Annotated in this window: 19 protein-coding genes; all 19 read left to right on the plus strand. The window is 29.7% G+C overall.

What is annotated here, in order from left to right:
- The first annotated feature begins 16 nt into the window (after positions 1–16).
- A complete protein-coding gene (gene dnaA / locus R7X45_RS00095) occupies positions 17–1,405 on the plus strand; it encodes a chromosomal replication initiator protein DnaA (protein WP_318055478.1) in 1,389 nt (462 codons plus the stop codon).
- A 166-nt stretch (positions 1,406–1,571) separates the two neighbouring features.
- A complete protein-coding gene (locus R7X45_RS00100) occupies positions 1,572–2,708 on the plus strand; it encodes a DNA polymerase III subunit beta (protein ID WP_318055479.1) in 1,137 nt (378 codons plus the stop codon).
- Positions 2,709–2,793: 85 nt separating this feature from the next.
- Positions 2,794–4,653, plus strand: a complete 1,860-nt coding sequence (mnmG, locus tag R7X45_RS00105) for a tRNA uridine-5-carboxymethylaminomethyl(34) synthesis enzyme MnmG (RefSeq protein WP_318055480.1) — start codon at positions 2,794–2,796, stop codon at positions 4,651–4,653.
- Entirely contained in the window at positions 4,653–5,111 is a 459-nt protein-coding gene (locus R7X45_RS00110) for a 23S rRNA (pseudouridine(1915)-N(3))-methyltransferase RlmH (protein WP_318055481.1), read from the plus strand. The genes mnmG and R7X45_RS00110 overlap by 1 nt, the downstream gene beginning before the upstream one ends.
- Positions 5,112–5,123: 12 nt before the next feature.
- Positions 5,124–6,107 (plus strand): bifunctional oligoribonuclease/PAP phosphatase NrnA, encoded by a 984-nt coding sequence (locus tag R7X45_RS00115; protein WP_318055482.1) that lies wholly within the window; start codon positions 5,124–5,126, stop codon positions 6,105–6,107.
- Positions 6,100–7,074: a bifunctional oligoribonuclease/PAP phosphatase NrnA gene (locus R7X45_RS00120; protein WP_318055483.1), complete on the plus strand. Its 975-nt coding sequence runs from the start codon at positions 6,100–6,102 to the stop codon at positions 7,072–7,074. The genes R7X45_RS00115 and R7X45_RS00120 overlap by 8 nt, the downstream gene beginning before the upstream one ends.
- A 95-nt stretch (positions 7,075–7,169) precedes the next feature.
- A complete protein-coding gene (locus R7X45_RS00125) occupies positions 7,170–7,745 on the plus strand; it encodes a Panacea domain-containing protein (RefSeq protein ID WP_318055484.1) in 576 nt (191 codons plus the stop codon).
- A gap of 77 nt (positions 7,746–7,822) precedes the next feature.
- Complete coding sequence (gene ftsY / locus R7X45_RS00130) at positions 7,823–8,824, plus strand: signal recognition particle-docking protein FtsY (protein WP_318055485.1); 1,002 nt, start codon at positions 7,823–7,825, stop codon at positions 8,822–8,824.
- Positions 8,825–8,943: 119 nt separating this feature from the next.
- Positions 8,944–10,971 carry a thioredoxin domain-containing protein gene (locus R7X45_RS00135; protein ID WP_318055486.1) on the plus strand — a complete coding sequence of 676 codons (2,028 nt, stop codon included), beginning with the start codon at positions 8,944–8,946 and terminating at the stop codon, positions 10,969–10,971.
- A 71-nt stretch (positions 10,972–11,042) separates the two neighbouring features.
- A complete protein-coding gene (locus R7X45_RS00140) occupies positions 11,043–12,050 on the plus strand; it encodes a hypothetical protein (RefSeq protein WP_318055487.1) in 1,008 nt (335 codons plus the stop codon).
- A gap of 2 nt (positions 12,051–12,052) precedes the next feature.
- On the plus strand, positions 12,053–12,799 hold the full coding sequence (gene grpE / locus R7X45_RS00145; protein ID WP_318055488.1) for a nucleotide exchange factor GrpE: 747 nt from the start codon (positions 12,053–12,055) through the stop codon (positions 12,797–12,799).
- Positions 12,783–14,387: an arginine--tRNA ligase gene (gene argS / locus R7X45_RS00150; RefSeq protein WP_318055489.1), complete on the plus strand. Its 1,605-nt coding sequence runs from the start codon at positions 12,783–12,785 to the stop codon at positions 14,385–14,387. Before grpE ends, argS begins: the two co-directional genes overlap by 17 nt.
- Before the next feature lie 3 nt (positions 14,388–14,390).
- On the plus strand, positions 14,391–14,636 hold the full coding sequence (gene rpoE, locus R7X45_RS00155; RefSeq protein ID WP_044284293.1) for a DNA-directed RNA polymerase subunit delta: 246 nt from the start codon (positions 14,391–14,393) through the stop codon (positions 14,634–14,636).
- A 21-nt stretch (positions 14,637–14,657) separates the two neighbouring features.
- The gene (fba, locus tag R7X45_RS00160; protein ID WP_318055490.1) at positions 14,658–15,521 is read left to right on the plus strand and encodes a class II fructose-1,6-bisphosphate aldolase; all 864 of its coding nucleotides are present in this window, start codon (positions 14,658–14,660) and stop codon (positions 15,519–15,521) included.
- A 5-nt stretch (positions 15,522–15,526) separates the two neighbouring features.
- Positions 15,527–16,378 (plus strand): RluA family pseudouridine synthase, encoded by an 852-nt coding sequence (locus R7X45_RS00165; protein WP_318055491.1) that lies wholly within the window; start codon positions 15,527–15,529, stop codon positions 16,376–16,378.
- A 96-nt stretch (positions 16,379–16,474) separates the two neighbouring features.
- Positions 16,475–16,768 (plus strand): glutamyl-tRNA amidotransferase, encoded by a 294-nt coding sequence (locus R7X45_RS00170; RefSeq protein ID WP_069099148.1) that lies wholly within the window; start codon positions 16,475–16,477, stop codon positions 16,766–16,768.
- A complete protein-coding gene (locus R7X45_RS00175; protein ID WP_318055492.1) occupies positions 16,761–18,080 on the plus strand; it encodes an amidase family protein in 1,320 nt (439 codons plus the stop codon). The genes R7X45_RS00170 and R7X45_RS00175 overlap by 8 nt, the downstream gene beginning before the upstream one ends.
- Positions 18,070–19,470: an Asp-tRNA(Asn)/Glu-tRNA(Gln) amidotransferase subunit GatB gene (gene gatB, locus R7X45_RS00180; protein ID WP_318055493.1), complete on the plus strand. Its 1,401-nt coding sequence runs from the start codon at positions 18,070–18,072 to the stop codon at positions 19,468–19,470. The genes R7X45_RS00175 and gatB overlap by 11 nt, the downstream gene beginning before the upstream one ends.
- A 115-nt stretch (positions 19,471–19,585) precedes the next feature.
- On the plus strand, positions 19,586–23,089 hold the full coding sequence (locus R7X45_RS00185; RefSeq protein ID WP_318055494.1) for a P97 family adhesin: 3,504 nt from the start codon (positions 19,586–19,588) through the stop codon (positions 23,087–23,089).
- Positions 23,090–23,092 lie beyond the last annotated feature (3 nt).

Consider the following 23,092-nt stretch of genomic DNA (forward strand, 5'->3'; position numbering starts at 1 on the left):
AGGAAAAATCAAAAAAATGAATGCAAATAGTAATATAAAAATCAGAACCCAAGAACTTCGGCAACAAATTGAAAACCTATTAAATGACAAAATGGTTTACAACAATTTTTTTCAAACAATTTTTGTGGTAAACGAGACCGAAAACGAAATTATCGTTGATTTTACAGACCAAATTGCAAAACAAGAAGTTATTTCTCGATGAATTGACACTGTCGAAAAAGCGATTTCTAACCTTGAAATTTCTAAGGTTTTAACTTTTAATAATGAAAATAATTATATAGCAAAACCTAAACAAGCGCATGATTTTACTATAAAAAACAAGTATTGCAGCTTTAAAATAAATAATTTTTTGAACAAATTCACCTTTAAAAACTTTATAAGGTCTAACTATAATTTTCAGATTTTTAGCATTTACGATTCGATTATAAGTGACACAAAGCTTAATTTTTCGCCAATTTTCATTTCAGGACCCTCAGGAATCGGGAAAACTCACTTTATTAATGCCATCGGAAACTTGTTGGCTGAAAAAGGTAAAAAAGTTTTCTACATTAATGATTATAAGTTTATAAGTTGCATAACCGGTTGAATGCAAAACGGTGAAAGCAATAAAATCAGTGATTTTTTAGAATGACTGACTCAGGTTGACGTTTTTTTATTTGACGACATTCAAGGTTTAGGGCATAAACATCAGACTTCAATAGTTGCTCTTGAAATTTTGAACAAATTTATTGAAAATGACAAAACTGTAATTATAACATCAGATAAATCACCTTCATTATTAGGCGGTTTTGAAGAAAGATTCATCACAAGGTTTGGTTCAGGTTTGCATATAAAGTTAAATAAGCCTAAAAAAGAGGATTTTTTGCGCATTTTTACACATAAATTGCGTGAACAAAATTTGGACAAACACATTTGGACAACTGAAGCGCTTGAATTTCTTTCAAAACACTTTCGAAACTCAATCAGGGAACTTGAGGGTGCTCTAAAGTCAATTGTTTTCTACATTCAGACAAATAGAATTAAATTTCAGAACGAAATTTATTTTGACAAGCAAAAAATGCTCGAAATTTTTGTAGAAAAACATGAAACTGAACAGATAATTACGCCTGATTTAATAATTCAGTCCGTTTCTAAATATTACGGAATTCCTGTCAACGATATAAAAAGTGAAAAAAGAGATAAAAATATAGTCCATGCCCGTGATATCGCCATTTGATTAATTAAGAATATTCTTGATTTAACTCACAACGAGGTTGGGTCATTTTTCAACAACAGAAAGCATTCGACAATAATTTTTACACTTAGAAAAATTGATGATTTAAAACAAAGCAACAATCACGAATTAGAGTTGGCTCTAAATCAAATATATAAACATTTAAATTGAAGTTTTAAACATAAAAAATAATAGAAATTAACACTGTTTTTTGGCAAAAAAACAGTGTTAATTAAAGATTTTTTTGTTTTTTTGAACTTTTAAACAAACTTATTATAATTTTTATTAAACTAAACATAATCTAACTTAACAAAACTTAACTTAACTAAATTTATTATTTATTTTGTAAGGAGTAAAAATGAAATTTAGAATTAAAAAGAACATTATTGAAAAACAAATCGAAAGAATGCAAGTAGCAATTCTTAGTCACAATAATTCTCCACTGAGCTCTTTTTTTATGAAATTAACAAGAGGTGGTTTGTTTATAATATCGACAAATAGCGAACTTTCTTATAAAGTTTTTATTGAAAAAGAGAATTTAATTGAAATAATTGATGTCGGTTTTTGCCTAATTGATGGATTTTTTTTACGTGATGTTATAAAAAAATGTGATTCAGAAATTAGTTTTGAATTAAAAGGTAACGAATTAATTGTTTCCTGAGAAGAAGCTTCATTTACAAAAAGTCTTATTAATGCTAGTTTTTTTCCAGAAATTGACTTTGACCAAAAAGGGATAAAATTAATTGTAAATGCAAAAAACTTCAAAAAAGCCGTAAAAAACACAGCTTTTGCAACGACAAACAACCCTTCTCAACCGGTTTTATCGGCGATAAATCTTAGTTCTGATTCAGGTTATTTATTTTTTTCGGCAACAGACACAACTAGATTTGCCTCAGAAAAAATTGAAATTTTTAACCAAAGTAAAATAAATATTTCTGTTAATGCTAAAAATTTGAAAGATTTTATACCCCCAGAGCTCGATTCAGACATTGAATTGAATATTGAACCGACAAAAATTAGCTATATTTACGATAATTTAACTATTCAATCAAGAATTTTGACAATAGACTACAAAGATATTTCGAATGTTTTGCCAAAAAAAGATGAAATTTTATATTTATTTTCTATAAAAAAGCGCGAAATTATCGATCTAATTGACAAAACTACGATAATTTCGCCAGGAAAAGATAATGTAATTAATCTTACAATGTCAAAAACCGAATTAAAAGGTTTCATTTCACGACAAGATTCAGGTCAATCTAATGTTTCTACAAAAAATGTTATTGACTTTAAAATGAATCCAAATTTTGCTAATTTTGACGAGTATGATCCTGAATTTGTCGAAATAAATGTAAATTACCGTTACTTGAAAGACGCAATTTCTGTTTTTGACAACATTATTGAAATTTATATAAATGACAAAAAGACAAAAATGCTCATAAAGTCACCTGATCGCCCTGAAACTAGCCAACTTATTGGTCTAATTCTTGTATAAAAGCTGATTTTCTATTTGAAAAAATCAATAAAAATAGCTAAAATATAGTATAATTTTTTAATTAATTGAATTTAGAAAGTCTAAAATGTCAAAAGAAAAAAATAAAAGTGGTTTAGAGTTTGATGCAATTGTAGTTGGTGGTGGTCACGCCGGAATTGAGTCAGTTTATGCACTTTTAAAAAAAGGTTTTAAAGTCGCGCTGATAACACTTGATAAAAAAAAATTAGCATCAATGCCGTGTAATCCAGCAATTGGCGGACCTGCTAAAGGGATAATAACTCGAGAAATTGACGCTCTTGGAGGTGTGCAGGCTAAATTTTCTGATGCTGCCATGATTCAAATTAAATATTTAAATGAGTCAAAAGGTCCTGCTGTTTTAGCTATGCGAGCACAAATTGACAAGGAAAAATATTCTAAAATTATCCTAAAAGATCTAAAACAACAGGATAATTTAACTATTTTTGAAGATTTAGTAACTGAACTTTTGGTTGAAAAAAACCGTATTTTTGGACTAAAAACAAAAAAACGGGCTGTTTTTTTTGCAAAAAGTGTAATTATAACCACCGGAACCTACATGGATTCAAAAGTTCTTCGCGGTTCTTCATCTATTTCAAGTGGTCCTGATGGGCAAGAAACCTCAAATTTGCTCTCAAATAATTTAAAAAAACTCGGTTTTGAATTGCAACGACTTAAAACAGGAACTCCGCCAAGAATTCTTACTTCCACCATTGATTTTTCAAAAGTTGAACGCGAAGTTTTACCACTTTATAATATAAATTTTTCATTTCAGTCAAAACACAAACTAAAAAAACAAATTTCCTGTTATTTGACTTACACCAACGCAAAAACACACCAAATAATAAACGAAAATTTGGACAAATCTTCAATGTATTCAGGCTTAATTTCGGGAGTTGGACCTCGTTATTGCCCTTCAATCGAAGATAAAATTGTCCGTTTTTCTGACAAACCTAGACACCAAATATTTTTTGAACCAGAAACAAAAAAACAAGACATAATGTACATAAATGGCCTTTCGACCTCAATGCCCGAAGAAGTCCAAGACCAAATTATTAAAACAATCCCGGGTCTAGAAAATGCAAAAATCGCAAAATACGGCTATGCAATTGAATATGATGCAATTAATCCACTTGAATTGAAAAAAAGTTTAGAAACTAAAAAAATAAAAGGGCTTTTTATGGCCGGTCAAATTAACGGAACTAGCGGATATGAAGAGGCTGCGGCCCAAGGTTTGGTTGCTGGAATTAATGCTGGACAATTTATTTTAAAGAAAAAACCAATTGAAATTTTGCGAAATGACGGCTATATTGGCGTTTTAATCGATGATTTAGTGACAAAAGGAACAAAAGAACCCTATCGAATGCTAACTTCAAGAGCAGAATATCGACTTATTCTTCGAAATGATAATGCTGATATTAGAATGTTAAAATATGCTTTTGTTTCTGGTATGATTTCAAGAGACTATTACCTAAAAGTTAAAGAAAAATACAAAAAAATTGATAAAAAAATAGAAAAACTTTCTAAAGATTTTTTGTCGCCAAAAGATCCGTTGGCAAAAAAATACGGTATAAAAACTGGAATTTCAAAGTTAAAATTAATTTCACGACCTGATGTTGATTTTAAAGATATTTTGCCCGATTTTGAATATGGCTATGAATTAATGGTCATTTCTCGTTTAAAAGGCTACATTCAAAAGCAAAATTCTGAGGCCGAAAAAATGATTAGGCTTGAAAATTTACTGATACCGACAGATATAAATTATCAAAAAGTTGCTAATTTATCAACTGAAGCACTCGATAAATTTTCAAAAGTTAGACCAAAAACTATTGGCCAAGCAAGCAGGATTAGTGGTGTAAATCCAGCAGATATTCAGATGCTTTTATTTCATCTTAATTTTTTAAAAATGCAAAAAGAAGCAAAAACATAATGAGAATTTTAATAATTGGCTTTGGAAGTAATTCTAGAGATTTTTCAGTTTTATATCAAAAAGAAATCAATAAAATTAAAGAATTTAAATACCAAGTTGATTTAATTAATCTTAACGAAATTCAAAATGAAAACATAAGTTTAAAAAAAATCATTGAAACTAAGCTAATTTTGGAAAAAATACCTAAAAATTACAGCTGTTTTCTTTTTACTGAGCGTGGTCAAACTATTTCTAGCCCAGAATTTTCACAACTATTAAACTCAGCAAATATTTGCCTCATAATCGGCGGTTCAAGAGGTGTTGATGAAGGCTTGGTTCTTGAAAAAGTACCAAATATCAAGCTTTTATCATTTGGTAAAATAACTTTCCCCCATAAAATTTTCAAACTTGTACTTCTAGAACAAATTTATCGCGGACTTTCTATAAAATATAATCGAAAGTACCACCATGATGACTAAAAAAAGGAAAAAATGAACTCAAAACCATATTTAGAAATAATAAAAAACATCCAAAAACACGACAATATTTTTGTTTTTCACCACATTAGACCTGATGGCGACTGTCTTGGAGCTCAACAAGGTTTTGCAAGAGCAATTAAAAAAAATTTCCCCCAAAAAAATGTTTTTTTAATTGGAAACAACAACAAAGAATTTGATTTTTTAAATTTTCACTTTGATAATAAAGATTCAATTGCAAGTGAATTTTTTCAAAATTCACTTGCAATTACAGTTGATACAGCTGATATTAACAGAATTCAGGAATTAGACTTTTTCTTGAATTCTAAATTCAAAACAAGAGTTAAAATTGACCACCACCCTGAAAAAGAGGAAGAAATTTACGATCAAACTTGAATTGATCCAACTTTTTGTGCCGCTTCTGAAATGATTGGCTTTATTTTGAAAGAAGAAAAATGACACATTGACGAGGAAATTGCACTTTTTGTTTATTTAGGAATTTTAACAGACTCAGGTCGTTTTGCTTTTCCTTCAACAACAGCAAGAACCTTTGAAATTGTAGCTTTTTTAATGAAAACTAATTTTAATTTCAGCGAATTAAATCGCCTTTTGGCTCAGAGAACTGAAAATGAAGTCGCTTTTCAAGCACATGTTTTAGGAAATTACAACAAAAAAGGCAAAGTTTTATGACATTATGTCTCAAAAAGCGAACAGGAAAAATTCAACTTGTCCTCAAGTCAAGTTTCAGCAGTTAATCTTTTATCAAATATAGGTGATGCCTTGATTTGGTTGTTTTTGATCGAATACGACAACCAAATTCGGGTAAGAATTCGTTCAAATGGACCAGTTATTAATAAAGTAGCGGCCGAATACGGCGGGGGAGGTCACCCTTTTGCTGCTGGAATTAATTTAGATAATAATGACAAAATTAATCAAAATATTAGCGAAATACTAGAAAAACTAGAAAAATTAGCCGAAGGTTTTAAACGTAATGGATAAAAAAATAGCAACAGAAATTAAAAATCTCATCGAAAATCACGACTCGATCGTTATTTTTCACCACATTAGACCTGACGGAGACTGCCTTGGCGCTCAAAACGGTTTAAAATCACTTATTTTAGAAAACTTTCCAAATAAGCAAGTTTTTGCAATCGGAGATTTTAAAAAATCATTCTCATTTTTAGACTTAAAAGAAGATTCAGTGCCTGAAAAAGAAATTTTGGAAAAATCCTTGGCCATAATTGTTGATGCAAACTTTAAAAATCGAATCGAATTTGCTTATTTATTTGAGCAAATTCGATTCAAATCAATTTTGAGAATTGATCATCATCCAAATGATGATGATTTAGGTGAAGCTTATCGCTGAGTTGACCCGACTTATATTGCTGCTTGTGAACAAATTGCAGATTTAGCGCATGAATTAAACTGAAAAATTTCAAAAAGATCAGCTGAACTCATTTACCTTGGGATTTACACAGATTCAGGGCGCTTTTTATATAAAAATACATCAGCACGAACCCACTTTTTAACGGGAGTTTTATTTGAAACTGGATTTAATTTTTCAAAAATTCATGAAAAATTAAATGCCAAAAGATTAGCTGACCTTGAATTTGATAGTTACATTTTTGCTAATAAAAAAACTTATAAAAATGTAATTTATTACACTTTATCCATTGAAGAACAGCAAAAACTACAAAAAAATTCACAAAATTCAGTTAGACCAAATTTATTAGCTAACATTGACGATTACAAAATTTGACTCTGTTTAGTTCAAGAAACCCAAAATTCATGACGGGTTGAATTTAGATCAGCAGGCCCAAATGTTCAAAAAGTTGCCGTAAAATGAGGTGGGGGCGGTCATCTTAATGCTTCAGGAACTATTCTTGAAGACCTTGAAAAATTAGATTTATTAGTTCTCGATTGTCAAGCAGAATATGAAGAATGAAAAGCTAATTCTTCAAGTTAAAAAGGAAAAATGTCGACCAAAATACTAAATTTTTCCATTTTTTGGCTAAAAATCATAAAAAAATTAATATTCACAAACACACCATGGAGGTTGTTATGAATGGGATTGATATTAAAAAATTTTTAAATTATCTATTTGCACTTTATCACGTCGACAGCGGAGAAACCGAGCTTTATCGAACTTGAGTTCAAAAAATACTATGATTTACGCATTGAAAATTTTATAGACTTTATAATGAACCGTTTTTTTCTGATGATTTTGAGTCGTACAGGTATGGGCCTGTTTCATGAACAGTCTTAAAAACTCAGTTTTTTAGCCTTCAGACACCTAAAAATACCTCTTATAATCTTGAGGATATTTTAGATTATCACAAAAATGATATAATTGACGAATTCAAAGACATATTAAAAAACGATTTTTTGAAAGATTTTAGTCATGATTATGGCGAAAATTTTACCGAAGAACAAAAAATAGAAGCTCAAGAAAAACGGTGAGATTGTTTTGTCTTTGTTTTTGAACGGTTGAAAAAAATGCGTCCAAACGAATTAATGAATTTATCATACAAACAAAAATCATACAAAACCGCCTTGTCAAATCCAACAAGCAAAATTATTCTTAACGAAACGATACTTGAAGACAGCGAAATTGATGTATTAAAAAACGATTTTTAATTTTTTTAACTTTTAATAAAAAATTAAAATCCCTTATAATTTATAATATATTTATTAAAAATTATAGGAACCACAAAATGTCTTTTTTTCAAAAAATCAAAGAAAAAATTTTTGGTTCAAAAGAAAAAAAAGCTGCTAATTTAGATAAATACGTGGCTGGTTTGTCTAAATCTAGACTTTCTTTTTTGAATCAAATTGTTCAACTTCAAAAAAAACACATCAAGATTGATGATGATTTTTTTGATGAACTTGAAGAAATACTAATAATGTCAGATATTTCTCCAAATTTTGTAAACACAATAATAAATGCGCTAAAAGATGAAGTTCGTTTTCATAACATTGATAATCCTGAGTTAATTACCGAAATTATTATGGATAAAATGTATACAATTTATTCAAACCGGTCAATTGTTAACATAAATTTGAACGTAAAACCCGATAGAATTAATGTTTTTTTAATTTCTGGTGTTAATGGTTCTGGAAAAACAACTTCAATTTCCAAAATAGCACGTAAATTTGTGCTTGAAGGTAAAAAAGTTTTAATTATTGCAGCAGATACTTTCCGTGCGGCCGCTGTTGAGCAACTTGAAATATGAGCTAAAAGAGTCGGCGCTTCAATTGTAAAACCGGCAACTAACGAAAAAGATCCAGGCTCTGTAGTTTTTCGCGGCCTGGATTTTGCCATACGCGAAAAAATGGATTTGGTCTTGATTGACACAGCCGGAAGACTACAAAATAACGTCAATTTAATGCAAGAATTAGCAAAAGTTAATAAAATAATCGCTCAAAAAATACCAGGCGGACCTCATGAATCGCTTTTGGTAATTGATGCAACAACAGGTCAAAATGGGGTATCTCAAGCTGAAATATTTACAAAAGCAACTCCAATTTCTGGTATAATTTTAACAAAAATGGACGGCACAAGCAAAGGTGGAATCGTTTTTTCAATCAAAGATCAACTTAATATCAGTGTAAAATTAGTTGGTCTAGGCGAAGGAATGGATGACTTACAGCCGTTTGATCTAGATTTATTTATTTTTGCAATCACTAAGGGAGTAAAAAATCAATATCAAATCTAAAGATTTTGGCAAATCTTTAGATTTGACGACCTTGCAAAAATAATAATTAAAAATATTAAAAAATAGATAAACCTTATGTGAAAAGTTCACATAAATAAAATAAAAATTAAAAGGAAATTATGGCTAAAATTAGTTTTTTTGCACTAGGCGGCCAAGATGAAAACGGAAAAAATTGCTATATTTTAGAAATTGATGACGATATTTTCGTTATAAACGCAGGTGCTAAAATTCCGCTTGATAGTTCAGTTGGTGTTGACACGATTATTCCAGATTACACTTATATTGAAGAAAACAAGCAAAAAATAAAAGGTGTTTTTATAACTGATGCCAAAAATGAATCATTTTCGGGAATTCCTTGGCTGGTTATGAAACTAAAAAATGTAACTATTTATAGCTCTTTTTTCACTAAAGCGCTAATTCTTGACCGAATGAGCAAATATAATATTGAAGATGCTACTTTTGAGATAAAACCAATAATATCTGAGCTAAAAATTAGTGAAAAAATAACTATAATTCCCTTTTCGGTTGCAGGTTCGATGCCTGGTTCGATTGGTTTTTGCTTTCAAACCGAGGATGGATCGATTGTTTTTATGTCCAATTATGTCGTTGGAAATTTAGGTGTTTATGGTGAAACTAATTTTGATTTAATCAAAAAAGTTAGCCAGAACCCAAAAGGTGTTTTAATGTTTATTTCTGATTCAGGTAAGTCTAACGTGCCTGGAAAAGCAATAAACAAGCTTTTTGCTAAATCTTTTCTTGAAAAAAGTTTCCTGCAAGCCGATAAAAATTCGCGAATTGTCGTTTCAGCTTATGATGAAGAAATGGTCTCAATTCAGGAAATCATAGATCTGGCCTTGAAATTTAACAGGCAAATTACCGCTTATGGAAAAAAATATGACAAATTATACGACATGATTTATAAGCTTGACAAATTAACAACAAATAAAATAAAGAGTTTGCCAACTTTTTTTGACTATAAATTTGCAAACAAGCAAAAAAATTCTGTTGTTTTAATAACATCTAGTCCTGAAAGAATTTGTCACCGATTTAACCGTGTTCTTCAGAATGATGATGCCTATTTTAAGCTAAAAAAGTCAGATTATGTAATTATGCTAACCCCTCCGATTAACGGGATGGAGCAACTTTATGCTAAAGTTTTAGATCAAATTGCTAAATCCGTAACAAATATAGTCGATATTTCTGAATCAGATTTTGGACTAGCGCGCCCATACAAAGAAGATATTTCAGATATGATTGACCTTCTTAAGCCAAAATATTTTATTCCAATTCAAGGACTTTATCGATATTTAGTTGTTGCTTCAAATATTGCCGCTAATAATAAAATAAATAGGCAAAACACAATTATTTTACAAAATAAAAGGATAGCTAATTTTATTGACGGAAATTTATTTTCACGTAAAAAACTGACAAAAGGTCAAGATGAAATTTATATTTCAGGCTATGGAATTGGCGATGTTTCTTTTGAAGTGCTAAAAGAGCGCGAATCATTATCTCAAGACGGACTAATAATTGTTTCCTTTTTGTTCAATCCTGTTTCAAAAAAGATTGTCTCAAAAGTTGAAATAACTGATCACGGAATTTTAAGCCGTGAAAATCGTGAGTCATATCACGAGATAATTCGAAAAATTATTTTTGATAATTTTTCGAATATTAAAAAAACAAATGATAAAATATTAAAAGAATTACAACAAAAAACTCAAAAAAATATCAAAAAAAAGATTTTTCGTCTTTTTGATAAAGAACCCAATGTTTCTGTTATAATTCATAACATTTATCCAGAAGAAAAGGAGCTAAAAATGAAAAAAATGCTATGAAAAGACGCCCAAGAAGAAATTAAAACTGGGGTTGTTTACTTAGAATTTGCGGTTGACTGGTGTGGTGATTGCAAAATGCAAGAGCCTGTTAATGAAGAACTTTCTGAGTACTTTAAAAATAGAACTGACGTAAAATTAATCCAGGTTAATGCAGAAGAAGCACAATTATTTAGAAAAAAAGACACTGAATACGAAGTTCTTTTTGTGCCAACTCACTTCGTTTTCAAAGACGGTAAGCCAATTTTCAAAAAATTTGAATACGCTCCAGCAGAATTACTGATTGAAACAATTGAAGAAGCCTTAAAAAAATAAGAAACAAAATTTAAATTTTCACACTACTAAAATTAACTATTTTTCAGTTTTTTTGTTATAATTTAACAACAATGTCAAGGTTAGATGCTAAAAAAGAAAAATATTTAAAGCAGATAGTTGAAAATTTTATTAAAACCGGAGAATCAATCGGTTCAAACGCTTTAAAACAAAATTACAGCATAAAAAAATCCTCTTCACACCTTAGAATGGTAATGAATCAACTTGAAAAAGAAGGTTTTTTGGAAAAACCTCATATTTCAAGCGGTAGAATTCCAACACTAAGAGGGTTTCAGTACTATGCTGAATTTTTGTCATTCGACGAAAACGAAATTTTAGCAAATAAACTAAAAGACTTGTTTGCACGCCGACGTGTCAGCATTGAAAACACAATTTCTGAAGCCTTTAAATTAATTTCTGAATCTGTCGGCACCACAATAATTACCACAACGAGCAACGAAAATGACCGTTTAATGTCAATAAATTTGACACAAATATCGCAAAATGAAGGGATTGTTGTCGTTGTTAGCTCTAGCGGCAGCGTTGAAAATAAAAAAATCACTTTTTCACCTTCAATTTCCCTGCAGGATGTCAAAATTGCAATTCGCCTATTTCAACAAAGGCTAATAAATACTCCACTGGCAGAAGTTTCATCAAAATTAATAATTTTAAAACAAGAATTAGAAAAACAAATTAAACATAGTGACGAACTTTTGCATCATTTTATACAAAAAATTTTTAACTTCCAAATCCAAAATAAGTCAGACGTTTATAATAAAAATATGTTAATCTTGGATAGCGAAATTTCTAGAACCAGACTTGTTGATTTGCTTAATTTGATTGAAAAAAAGTCGATTTGAGAAATGCTAGACGAAAAAACTACCACTGAAGATGAAACCTTAAAAATCAGTATAGAATCGCCTGAAACCTCATTTATCTCAAAAAAACTTGAAAAATCCTTTGCAATCAAAGAAATTAGCATGATAGGATCAACGAAAAAAATTAATTATTCTGCAGCACGAACAGGCATAAAACTTTTAGAAGATTTTCTATCAAATAAAAACAAAAATAGAAAGGAATAATAATGATTTTTGCGAATTCTGAAGATAAAAAAACTAATCTAAACAACAGCGAACAACAAGAATCTGAAAAAATTTCTAGTGAGTCAGTCGAAAATAACCTTGAAAATTCAGCCCAAAAAATAGAAACTGAAACAGAAAACAATGAAAAAAACGGCAAAAAATCACGTCGTTTTTTAAAAAAAGAGTCTAAATTAAAAGACCTTGAAAATCAAATCCAGGCACTGACCACAAAAAATATTAGTCTTGAAATTGAGTCCTTAAAATTAAAAGACAAAATCAAAAAAATTGAGGATGACTTTAAATCTCAAGTCAAAATTTTCGAGGAAAAAGCGGCTCAAAAAGTTAAAGATATTAAATCTGAACTTCAAACTAAATTTGAAAGTGACCAAAATCACATAAAAAAATACAGCTTACAACCTTTTTTTGAAGAGTTTATTTCACCATTTTTAAATCTTAAAAAAGCAATTTCATATGGTCTAAACGCAGAAAATCCCGAAACTTCTTCATATGTAAAAGGATTTGAGATGCTTGTTGGTCAAATTGAAAATGTTATGGAAAATTTTGGAATAACAAAAATAGTGCCTGAAATAGGAGGTTTTTTTGATTCTTCAGTCCATGAAGTTTATGAAGTTTCTGATGGAGAAAAAGATAAAATTTCTGACATAATTTCAATTGGATATAAACTTCATGATAGGGTTGTAAAAACAGCGCTTGTAGTTGTTGGAAACACAGATGAACAAAAAAATTAGTAACCAAATATCCGAATTTTTTATCGAAAATAACCTAATTTTTGATAAAACCAAAATAATAGTTGAAAAATCGAAAAATTTTGGCGACTTTAGTACAAATGTGGCTTTAATTTTTTCAAAGCAAAACAAATTAAAACCTTTGGAACTTGCAGAAAAAATTAAAAATTGATTAGATCAGCAAGAATTAGGTCTTGAAAAAATCGAGATAGCCTCACCTGGATTTTTAAATTTTTTTGTTTCCAAAACAGAATATTCAAAAATTGTTAAGAAAATAATCGATCAAAATGAAAATTTTGGTCGAAGTTTTTTGTCAAAAAAAATAAATGTCGAGTTTGTTTCCGCTAATCCAACGGGATTTTTACACCTTGGTCATCTTAGAAGCGCTGTTATTGGCGATATTTTGTCAAATATTCTTGAATTTTCAGGTTATTCTGTTCTTCGCGAGTATTATGTAAATGATTTTGGGTCTCAAATTGACAAATTAGTTGGTTCAGTTTTTGCCCGTTATCAACAAATTTTTAAAGATATTCCTCTTCCAGAAGAAGCTTATCTTGGTGAAGAAATTATTTTAATGGCCAAAAATTTTTTTGACGAATATGGTAATAAATTTGAATCATCAAGTCTTGAAAACCCCGAAATTTACAGCATTTTTCGCCAAAAAGCACTTGATTTTTTTCTTAGTGAAATAAAAAAAGATTTATCAAATTTATCTATTAAATTTGATAAATTCACGTCTGAAAGTGATTTATTTTTATCTGGAAATGTTCAAAAAACCCTTGAAAATATAGGCTTTACATATAAAAAAGACAACGCGCTTTGGCTAAAAACATCAGATTTTGGCGATCAAAAAGATCGCGTTTTGATAAAAAACGGCGGTAACTACACTTATTTTTCAAGTGATATTGCCTATCATTTAGACAAAATTAATTCAGAATTTAAGCCCGATATTTTAATAAATATTTGAGGAGCAGACCATATTGGCTATGTTGACCGTGTAAAAGCTGCCCTAAAAATTGCTAATCAAGAAAATAAATTGCAAATTTTGCTATATCAACTTGTAAAATTAGTAAAAAACGGCAAAGAATTCAAAATGTCCAAAAGAAAAGGGCAAACTTTTACAATCAAAGACCTTCTTCAAGTTGCAAATGCTGATGCAATTCGTTATTTTATTGCTGAACGGGGGTATAATTCGCTTGTAGAATTTGATGTAGACTTAGCAAGTAGCATAGATTCACAGAATCCGTTGTTTTTAATCCAATATGCCCATGCTCGTGCGGTTAATTTGCTGGCTAAATCTAATTTAAATGTCGAAAATTTAGGCGCATTTAAATTAGAAAATGAAACTAATTTAATTTCAAAATTAAACCAATTTGAGGAAATTGTTTTAAAAATAGCAAAAAATTATAAAATTAATTTGCTACCAAAATATTTACTAGAACTAGCTAACCTCTTTAATTCTTTTTATTCTAACACAAAAATATTGAATAATTCAGACGCAAATAATCTTTTATGTTTAACAAAAGCTGTCTCAATTGTTTTAAAAAATGGATTAAAATTACTTGGAATAAAGGCAAAAGAAAGGATTTAAAAGATGAAAACTATAATTTCAATAGCAATAAATTTTCTAAAAAACCGAGAATCTGCCCATTTTAGCGACATTTTTCTTGAAGTTCAGGTGGCCTTGATGTCAAAATGAGAAAATCAATTACCTAATTTATCCACAGATAAAATTTTAACTTTAAAAAGAGGCGAACTCTATAAATTATTAACAATTGATGGTAGTTTTGTTGCTTTGGGCAATAATTACTGAGCCCTTAGAAGTGATATTTTAATTTAATTTATTTTTTAAAGGTGTAAAATGAATCTACAAAATACAAAAGCAATGTTGGAAAAAGCCCGTAAAAACAAATACGCAATTCCACATATTAACATAAATAATCTTGAATGAACAAAAGCCGCACTTCTTGGTGCACAAGCTAAAAAATCTCCTTTAATAATCGCGACCTCAGAAGGTGCGCTAAAATATATGGGAGGTCTAAAAACCGTTTATAATTTAGTGACAAATTTAATTGAATTTTTAGAAATAACAGTACCTGTTGCGCTTCATTTGGATCACGGAAGTTTTGAAACTTGCAAAAAAGCTCTTGAAACAGGCTTTACTTCAGTAATGTATGATGGTTCAAGAGAAGAATTTTCAAAAAATTTAGAGCTAACAAGAGAAATTGTTGAACTTGCAAATTCAAAAAATGCAACAGTTGAAGCTGAAGTTGGCCAAATTGGTGGCGAGGAAGACGGAATTGTCGGAAATGGTGAAATTGCTGACGTTCATCAAGCACACGAAATTTCCAAAACTGGAATTACCTGCTTGGCTGCCGGAATTGGTAACATTCACGGTGTTTACCCGTCTAGTTGAAAATCTCTAGACTTTGATGTTTTAGACAAAATTTCTGAAAAAACTCAACTTCCACTAGTTTTACACGGTGGTAGTGGTCTTCCGAAAGATCAAATTCAAAAAGCAATTAAACTAGGGATTGCAAAAATTAATGTAAACACTGAACTTCAACAAGCTAACGCGGCTGCTGTAACAGATTTTGTTGTTTCTGGAAAAATTAAAGAAGGCAAAAATTTTGATCCTCGAAAATTATTAGCCCCAGGAACAAAAGCGATCCAAGAACTTGTTGAGGCTAAAATTGTCGAATTTGGTTCAGAAAATCAAGCATAATTTGGATGATAGAATTTAGCGTATCTGAAAATCAAGTAGGCCAAAAACTTATTCAATTAGTTAAAAAATTGCTTTTGAATTTCAATTACAACCAAATTCAAAAGCTTTTTCGTAATAAAAAAATTAAGGTCAATAATAAGCCTGAATCACAAAAATATTTGCTGGCTTTAGGTGACAGAGTTTTGATTTTTAACTCTAAAAAAGAAGTTCAAAATCAAAAAAAGTTGCCTAAAATAAAGACAAATTTAAAAATAATTTATCAAGATTCAAATATTTTAATTGTCGAAAAACCTAAGGATTTACAAGTTCATGGCGGTGACAGAAACCTTGATTTGGCCGTTTGAAATTATTTAAAATTAGAGAAAATCAACGTTTTTATGCCTTCACATGTTGGTCGGCTTGATAAAAAAACATCTGGAATTATTTTATACGGACTTAATTATAAAAGTGTTGTTGAACTTAATAAAAAGCAGAAATTTTTTGAGAAAATTTATACCTTTGAATCAAAAATAAAACTAAAAAAACCTATAAAAACCGATCTTTTTATAAGGAAAAATGACCTTAATAAAAAAATGGAAGTTTGCAAAAATGAAGCGGGATGTCAGCTTATTTCTACGACATTTTTTTCTAAAAATAACAGAAATTTTGCGATTTTACATACTGGCAAAAAACATCAAATCCGAGTAACTTTATCACACTTAGGTTTTCCAATTTTTGGTGATGAAAAATACAACGGCGAGCAAAAAAATCGCTTATTTTTGCATTCATTTTCTTTAAAATTCGATAATTTAGACGGCTTTTTATCTTATTTAAACGGCAAAAAATTTGTCTCAAAACCAGAATGATGAAAAGTATAGATTTTCATCATTTTTTACTTAAAATTCAAATTAAACCCTAATTTCTAGTATAATTTTAAATTTAATATAAATTAAAATAACAAAATTGGAGGCAAAATGGATAGAGAAAAAATAATCAAACTTGCAAAATCGTTGTATTTTGTTCCTAGTGAAAAAGTAATTGAAACAGTTTTACAAGAAAAAGATCAAATGCTAGAACGAATTAATTTTTTGCATACTTTTGATACAAAAGACGTTCCTAGTTTGGAAAAAATTAACTCTTTTCCAAAAGGAATTGAAATTTTATTCGATGATGAACCAAATTTTTCTGATTTTAGATCTCAACTTTTTACAAATTCAGTCCATGCAAATCAAAATGAAATTATAACCAAAAAGGTGATTGATGACTAAATTTGAACTAAATATAGACCAAGCGACTGAAAAATTAAAAAAAGATGAAAATAATGCTGTTTTTTCTTTTTTTGAGCTAAAAAACCAAAAAAAAGGAATATTATCAGGCATGTTTTTTAGCATAAAATCAAATTTTGCCACAGTTGAAGGAGTTTCGCATGGCTCATCAAATTCGCTTATTAATTTTAGACCTGGATATAATTCAACAGTTTTTCAAAAATTAATTGATCAAGGAGCCCAGCCATTAATTAAAGTTTATAACGACGAATTAGGTCTAGGTGGGAAAGGTCTTTTTTCTTTTTTTGGTAAAATTTTAAATCCACTTGACAAAACCAAGTTAGTTGGTGGTTCATCATCAGGAAGTGCAGCAACAATTGACTCTGTCCATTTTGCAATCGGCTCAGACACCGGTGATTCAATAAGAAGACCTGCTAGTTTTGTCGGAAAAGTCGGTTTTAAGCCTTCATATGGTGCCGTTTCTCGTCACGGTTTGTTTGCTTATGCAACTTCTCTTGACACGGTCGCTTGACTTACTCACAATGTTAGTGATTCGATTTTGGTTTCTCAAACTGTTTTTGGTCAAGATGAAAATGACTTAACTTCTGTTGAAGTACAAGTTCAAAAAGTTGAAAAAACTAAGCCAAAAAAAGTTTTATTCTGAAATTTTGATGACGAAATTGAGCCTTATGTTAAAGAAAAACTCTATAAATTACAGCATATTTTACAATCTGAGGGCGTTTTGGTTGAAAACATCATTCCTGATTTAAATTTACTAAAAACAATTTTACCGGTTTATGAAATTATTTCTTATTCAGAGGCTACTTCAAATTTGTCGGCAATAAACGGTTTAACTTTTGGAAATACAGACAAAAATCTAAAATGAGAAGATATTTTCCTAAAAACAAGGACAGACGGATTTGGCTTTATGCTTCAAAAAAGACTGATTTGAGGATCTTTTTTCCTTGAGCAGAAAAATCAAGAACATTTTTTCATTAAAGCAAAAAAAATTAGAACCCTAATAAAAAATTATTATGAATCACTTTTAAATCAATTTGATATAGTGCTTTTCCCTGCTTTTTATGGCGTTGCGCCTGATGTTTTTGGAAAAAACAGTGAAAAAAGTGACCAAATTACTAATTTTATACTTGCAATTTCTAATTTAGTTGGCAATCCTTCCATAACAATCCCATTAGGAAAACACAAAAATTTACCTTTTAATCTAGCCATTGACTCAAAAATTAACTCTGATGCAAGTTTATTAGGTTTTTCACTTTATATTGAAGAAAAAATAGGTGACATTAATGTTAAATAATAAATATTTAGTAACTATTGGGGTTGAAATTCACTTAGAACTTAACACAAAGGCAAAAATGTTCTCAAATTCGCCAAATTCAAGTGGTCAACCTAATAAATTTTTTAATCTTTTTGACTTAGGCTATCTTGGAACATTGCCAAAAATAAACAAAAAAGCCGTGGAAAAAGCAATAATTTTAGCTAAATCCTTAAAAATGGAAATTCCGTCAGTACTGGCTTTTGACCGGAAAAATTATTTTTACCCTGATTTGCCAAAAGGTTTTCAAATTACTCAGCAATTTTATCCAATTGGAAAAAATGGTTCAATAAATGTTGGTGATTTTAGTGTTTTGATTGAAAGAATCCACCTTGAAGAAGACACGGCAAAGCAAATTCATAAAGAAAATCAGACATTTTTTGACTATAATCGCTGTGGGGTTCCTTTAATTGAAATAGTGACTTATCCGGTGCTAGATTCGGCCGAAAAAGCTGCTCAATATGTTGATGAAATCAGAAAATTAGCTTTATTTTTAGGTATTTCTGATGCAAAACTAGAAAATGGCTCACTCAGGGCTGACATAAACATTTCAGTTCGTGAAAAAAATCAAGAATTTTTTAACCCAAAAGTTGAAATTAAAAACATAAATTCAATTTCAAACATCCAAAAAGCTGCCCAACTTGAAATTGAAGAGCAAATTAATACTTACGAAAAAGGTCAAAAAGTTTCTCAAGTTACTAAAAAATTTAACGATAAACTAATAAAAAACCAAACATTACGAACCAAAACTGATGCCATAGATTATAAATATTTCCCTGAGCCAAATTTACCTTATATCGAATTGACAAAAAAATTTATTGACTCTATCCAAGTCCCACTTAGTCCTTTAGAAATCCAAAAAAACCTTGAAAAATACGGTGTTTCTACATTTTATATTAATCAAATTTTAAATAATTTTGAATTTTGAACTTTTTTAAAAAATTCAAATCCAGAAAATTGATCCCAAAGCGTAAAATTATTTTTTGCTGAAATAGTTCCAATTATTAACAAAAACGGTTTTGACCAGCTTTTTATTGACCCCGATTTTTTTGGAAAATCAGTCAAAAAATTGCTAGATAATCAAATAAACAACAGCGATTTTCGTCAAATAATTGAAATAAAAAATAAAGAACCTAACTTAGAACTTGAGAGTATTATAAAAACAATTTTGGACAAAAAATTATCTGATGACGAGATTAAAAGCCTTTTGGCTGAACTTGTTAGTGAAGAAACTAGTCAAATTGAGCAAAACAAAAATAATAAAGAGAAATTATTTAAAATTTTGATAGGTAAATTAATCAAAAAAACAAAAGGTAATGCTGATCCTAAAAAAGTAAATCTGATTTTAACTGAATGGCTAAAAAATCTTTAAAAATAAAATCATTTTTAAATGAATTTTTTTGCTCAAAATTACATATAAACATATAAAAAACAGCGATTTATGATATAATTATGTATCTATAAACAAAAATAAATAAGGAGAAAGGATGCACGAAAAAAACAAAAATTCATTAATATTAGCACTGACGGCTGTTGGTGGTGTTGCTATTTTTGCGACAACGATTGGACTTGTAACTCGAATTCGCTATACAGGAGAAAATCCGCGAGCTGAGTTAGAAAATTTAGTTTCTCGAGTCCAAAATGTTGCCTTTAAATCAGATGTCTTTGCTGATTCTACCACATATAGTCAAATAAAAGCGCAACTTTTTGACGACAGTGGAAAATTATTAGCTGGCACAGATTTAAATAAATTTATATCTTTTTACACACAAGTTAACTCCAAATTACGCAAATTTGAACCAACTTTTGCACCAAATAAACCATTTTTAGAATTTGTAGACTTAATTCCAAACGATAATGATCAAAGTTTTGAGCTTCGTTTCCGAGCAAAACACCAAATTGACAATAATCACACCGCATTTTCAACAATTATTTCTAAAAAAGTTTCATTTGCACAACGCTCACAATTTGCTCTTGCCGAATTTAATTCCAATTTAGAAAAAATTACTAAAAGTTTCAAAGAAAACATCCAAAATTTAAGAAGAACAGGTTTTAGCTCTAATTTTTCAAGCCCTAATTTAATTGATCAAAAAATCGCATCCTTAACCCGTGTTGAGGATTTTGCCGCTGACATTAATAAAGCCGGAACTCAACTTGAGGCAGTTGAAAAAATATCTCAATATTTCCCGGATTTTCAAAAAATAATTAACGAGTTAAATTTTGATCAAAATAATTCTTTCCCTTTTAAACAAGGAACAATTTACAATTTTAGTTTAGAAAAACATCCTGGAACAAATAATTTTATTTCAGTTGATTCAAACTCAGTTCCAAGTTTTTTAGTTAAAGCTGAATTGACTGATGATGCAAAATTTGAGCTTAAAAATTTCAACATTGAGGACGCTCAGTTACTTGAAAAAATTGACTTAGTTCCCCAAGTTAGTTCAGGTTCTGAATCAAGTCAAGATGCAAATAATGAAGGAAAAACCGATGAATCTGGCGAAAAACAAGTAAAAAAAGCAACTTATTTTGCTGATTTAGATGACATTTTATCTAAAATTTCACTCAGAAAATTAAATTTTCTTGATTTTAAAGTTGCTCCTGGGCAAATTGCACAAACCTCTACAACTGTTGCGGCTAGTTCACTTTCTTCATCAACTTCTGAGCCATTAGCACAACTTCAGCAAGTAAATTCAGTCCAATTATTTCAAGAGCAAGCGCAAGGACAACAAGAAGGACAAGGGCAAACAGGAACACAAACACAAAACGGAGACCAAGCACAAAATGGAGGGCAAGCTCAAGCACAAGATGGAGTTCAAGCACAAGGAGCTGAAGGTGGTCAACCCCAACCCGAATCCTCAGAACAAGTTCCCGCTCCTGAAACAAAAACCGACAGTTTTGAACAATTTGCTAACAAACTTACCGTTAATTCGACTACTTCGATAGAATTTTTAGAAAAAATAAATAAAGATCTATATAAATCAAATCAAGATCAATCTAAATCTGTTGTAAAAGCCATCGAAGATAATCTTTTAATAAATCCGATTTCTCTTGATTTTGGCGAATTTTCTCCATATTTTTCACAAAAAAAAGTGTCAGGAGTTGATTTTCAGCTTGATATTAATCGTGCAAAAGCAACATCAAGTACTCTTGAAATTCCGGTAAATATTAACCTTTATTCAAGTTTTTTTGGTGATAAAAATCCTAGACTATTAAAATCAAAAAAAGAAACTTTTGAAATAAAATATTTCAAACAAAATAATGGAACAACTGGTACAACTCATCAACTTGACAAAAATCGTCAAGATTTTTACTTTATTAATTCTTTACCAGAACAAACTTCTTCTACTACCACTTCATCAACTCAACCTAAAATTCATGAAGAAAAAATTGTAACCGCAACTTCATTTATTTCCAAAACTGAGTTAGAAAAATTAATTGAAAACGATAATCAAAAATCTGAAGAATTAAAGCAAATTTTATCAAATCAGTTCCAGTATGGATATGACTTTAATCCTCATGAATCAATGCTAAAATCATGAACAGGAAATCAAAAATTCCCTAAATTACATGATTTTTCTGATTTTCAATCTGATGATCAAACAGGTTCGCACTTTGGAATTAAATCTTTAAAGTCTAAGAAATTTTTCACAAACGAGCATGATGTTGCTGCTTTTTATGCTTATTTATTAAGTATGGAGCCAACTGAAATTTTAGAATATCTTTTTGAGATTGCAAAATCAGCAAACTTAATTGATCCTAATGAAAAAATAAATGTAAATGATATTAAAGAAGGTAACATTTTTAGAACTGCAGAAGGTATAAAATTTAAATCTGAGTCTAACATTATGGGTCTGGATTTTAACGGTCATGTTAAAACTTTCGATAAAAGAGGTTGAATTTCTAACTTATTTTTACCAAAAACTATCGCTGATAAATTCAAAGACAACCGTGATGATGACAAAATTTTTGAAGAACTTAACAAAATAAGTCCAGCAAAAATTCAACAAGATTCTTCAACAAACTCAGGTCAAACTGACGATATTTACAAAGAAATTCGCGAAAATACTAAGAAAATTAATGAAAGTAATAAGAATTCAGGTTCTGCAACAGGAATTTTAACACAAGTTTCAGCTGTCGGCGGTCAAACTCAAGAAGCTGCTAAACCTGTTGAAGAATTAGTAAAAACTTTTTACTCAACAAAAACAGAAAAACTGACAAATTTAAAAGATTTATTACTTGCATTTTATGTAAAAGCTAAAGAACTTAATAATTTTAGAGGTTGAGCAAAAGTTAGTTCGGATTTAGATTATCAAATAGTTTTTGAAAAACAAACTGGTGCAGCAAATTATTCAACAACACAAACCGATATTCCAAGCGGATCTGAAGGTTACAATCTTACTTATTATTACAAAATTTTTAATAAACAAACTAAAGTTGAAGAATATCAAAGTCCAAAAACAGCCTTAAAAATATTGGTTTCTAAAGAAGATCAAAAACAATCTGAAGAAAAAAAGACCCTAAATAATGCAGTTTTAAGTATCCCACCTTCTTATTCTTTGATTCAATATGAAAAAACTGAATTTGATAAAATAGCCGCTAACCAAACTAGTGGTGATCAAACTTCAAAAAAAGCTTTTGAAGATACAAAAGAATTTAAAGAAATTCAAGAAATTATTAAAAAACACGATCCAAATTTAGTCCTTAGTGTTAAATCTGAAACAAAAGATATTTTCCATCCTGAAACAACAAAAATAGTTCTCCTTGAAGTTACCAAAAAAGTTCGAAGTGAAACTGAATCTACTGAAAATTCACCTCAAAACAGTGAAAAATCTCAACTTAATTTCCAAATTAGAATTCAAAAACTATCAGAAACAGCTAAACCTGACACTCAAGAAACAACAAGTTCAACTGGTTCAGAAACAACAACCCAAACTACTGATGCAAGTTCAACAACTACTGAAACAACCCAAACAAACTCAGCATCAAGCTAATAC

Origin of the sequence: Mesomycoplasma ovipneumoniae, assembly GCF_033343935.1 — a bacterium.
GTDB lineage: Bacteria > Bacillota_I > Bacilli_A > Mycoplasmatales > Metamycoplasmataceae > Mesomycoplasma > Mesomycoplasma ovipneumoniae_G.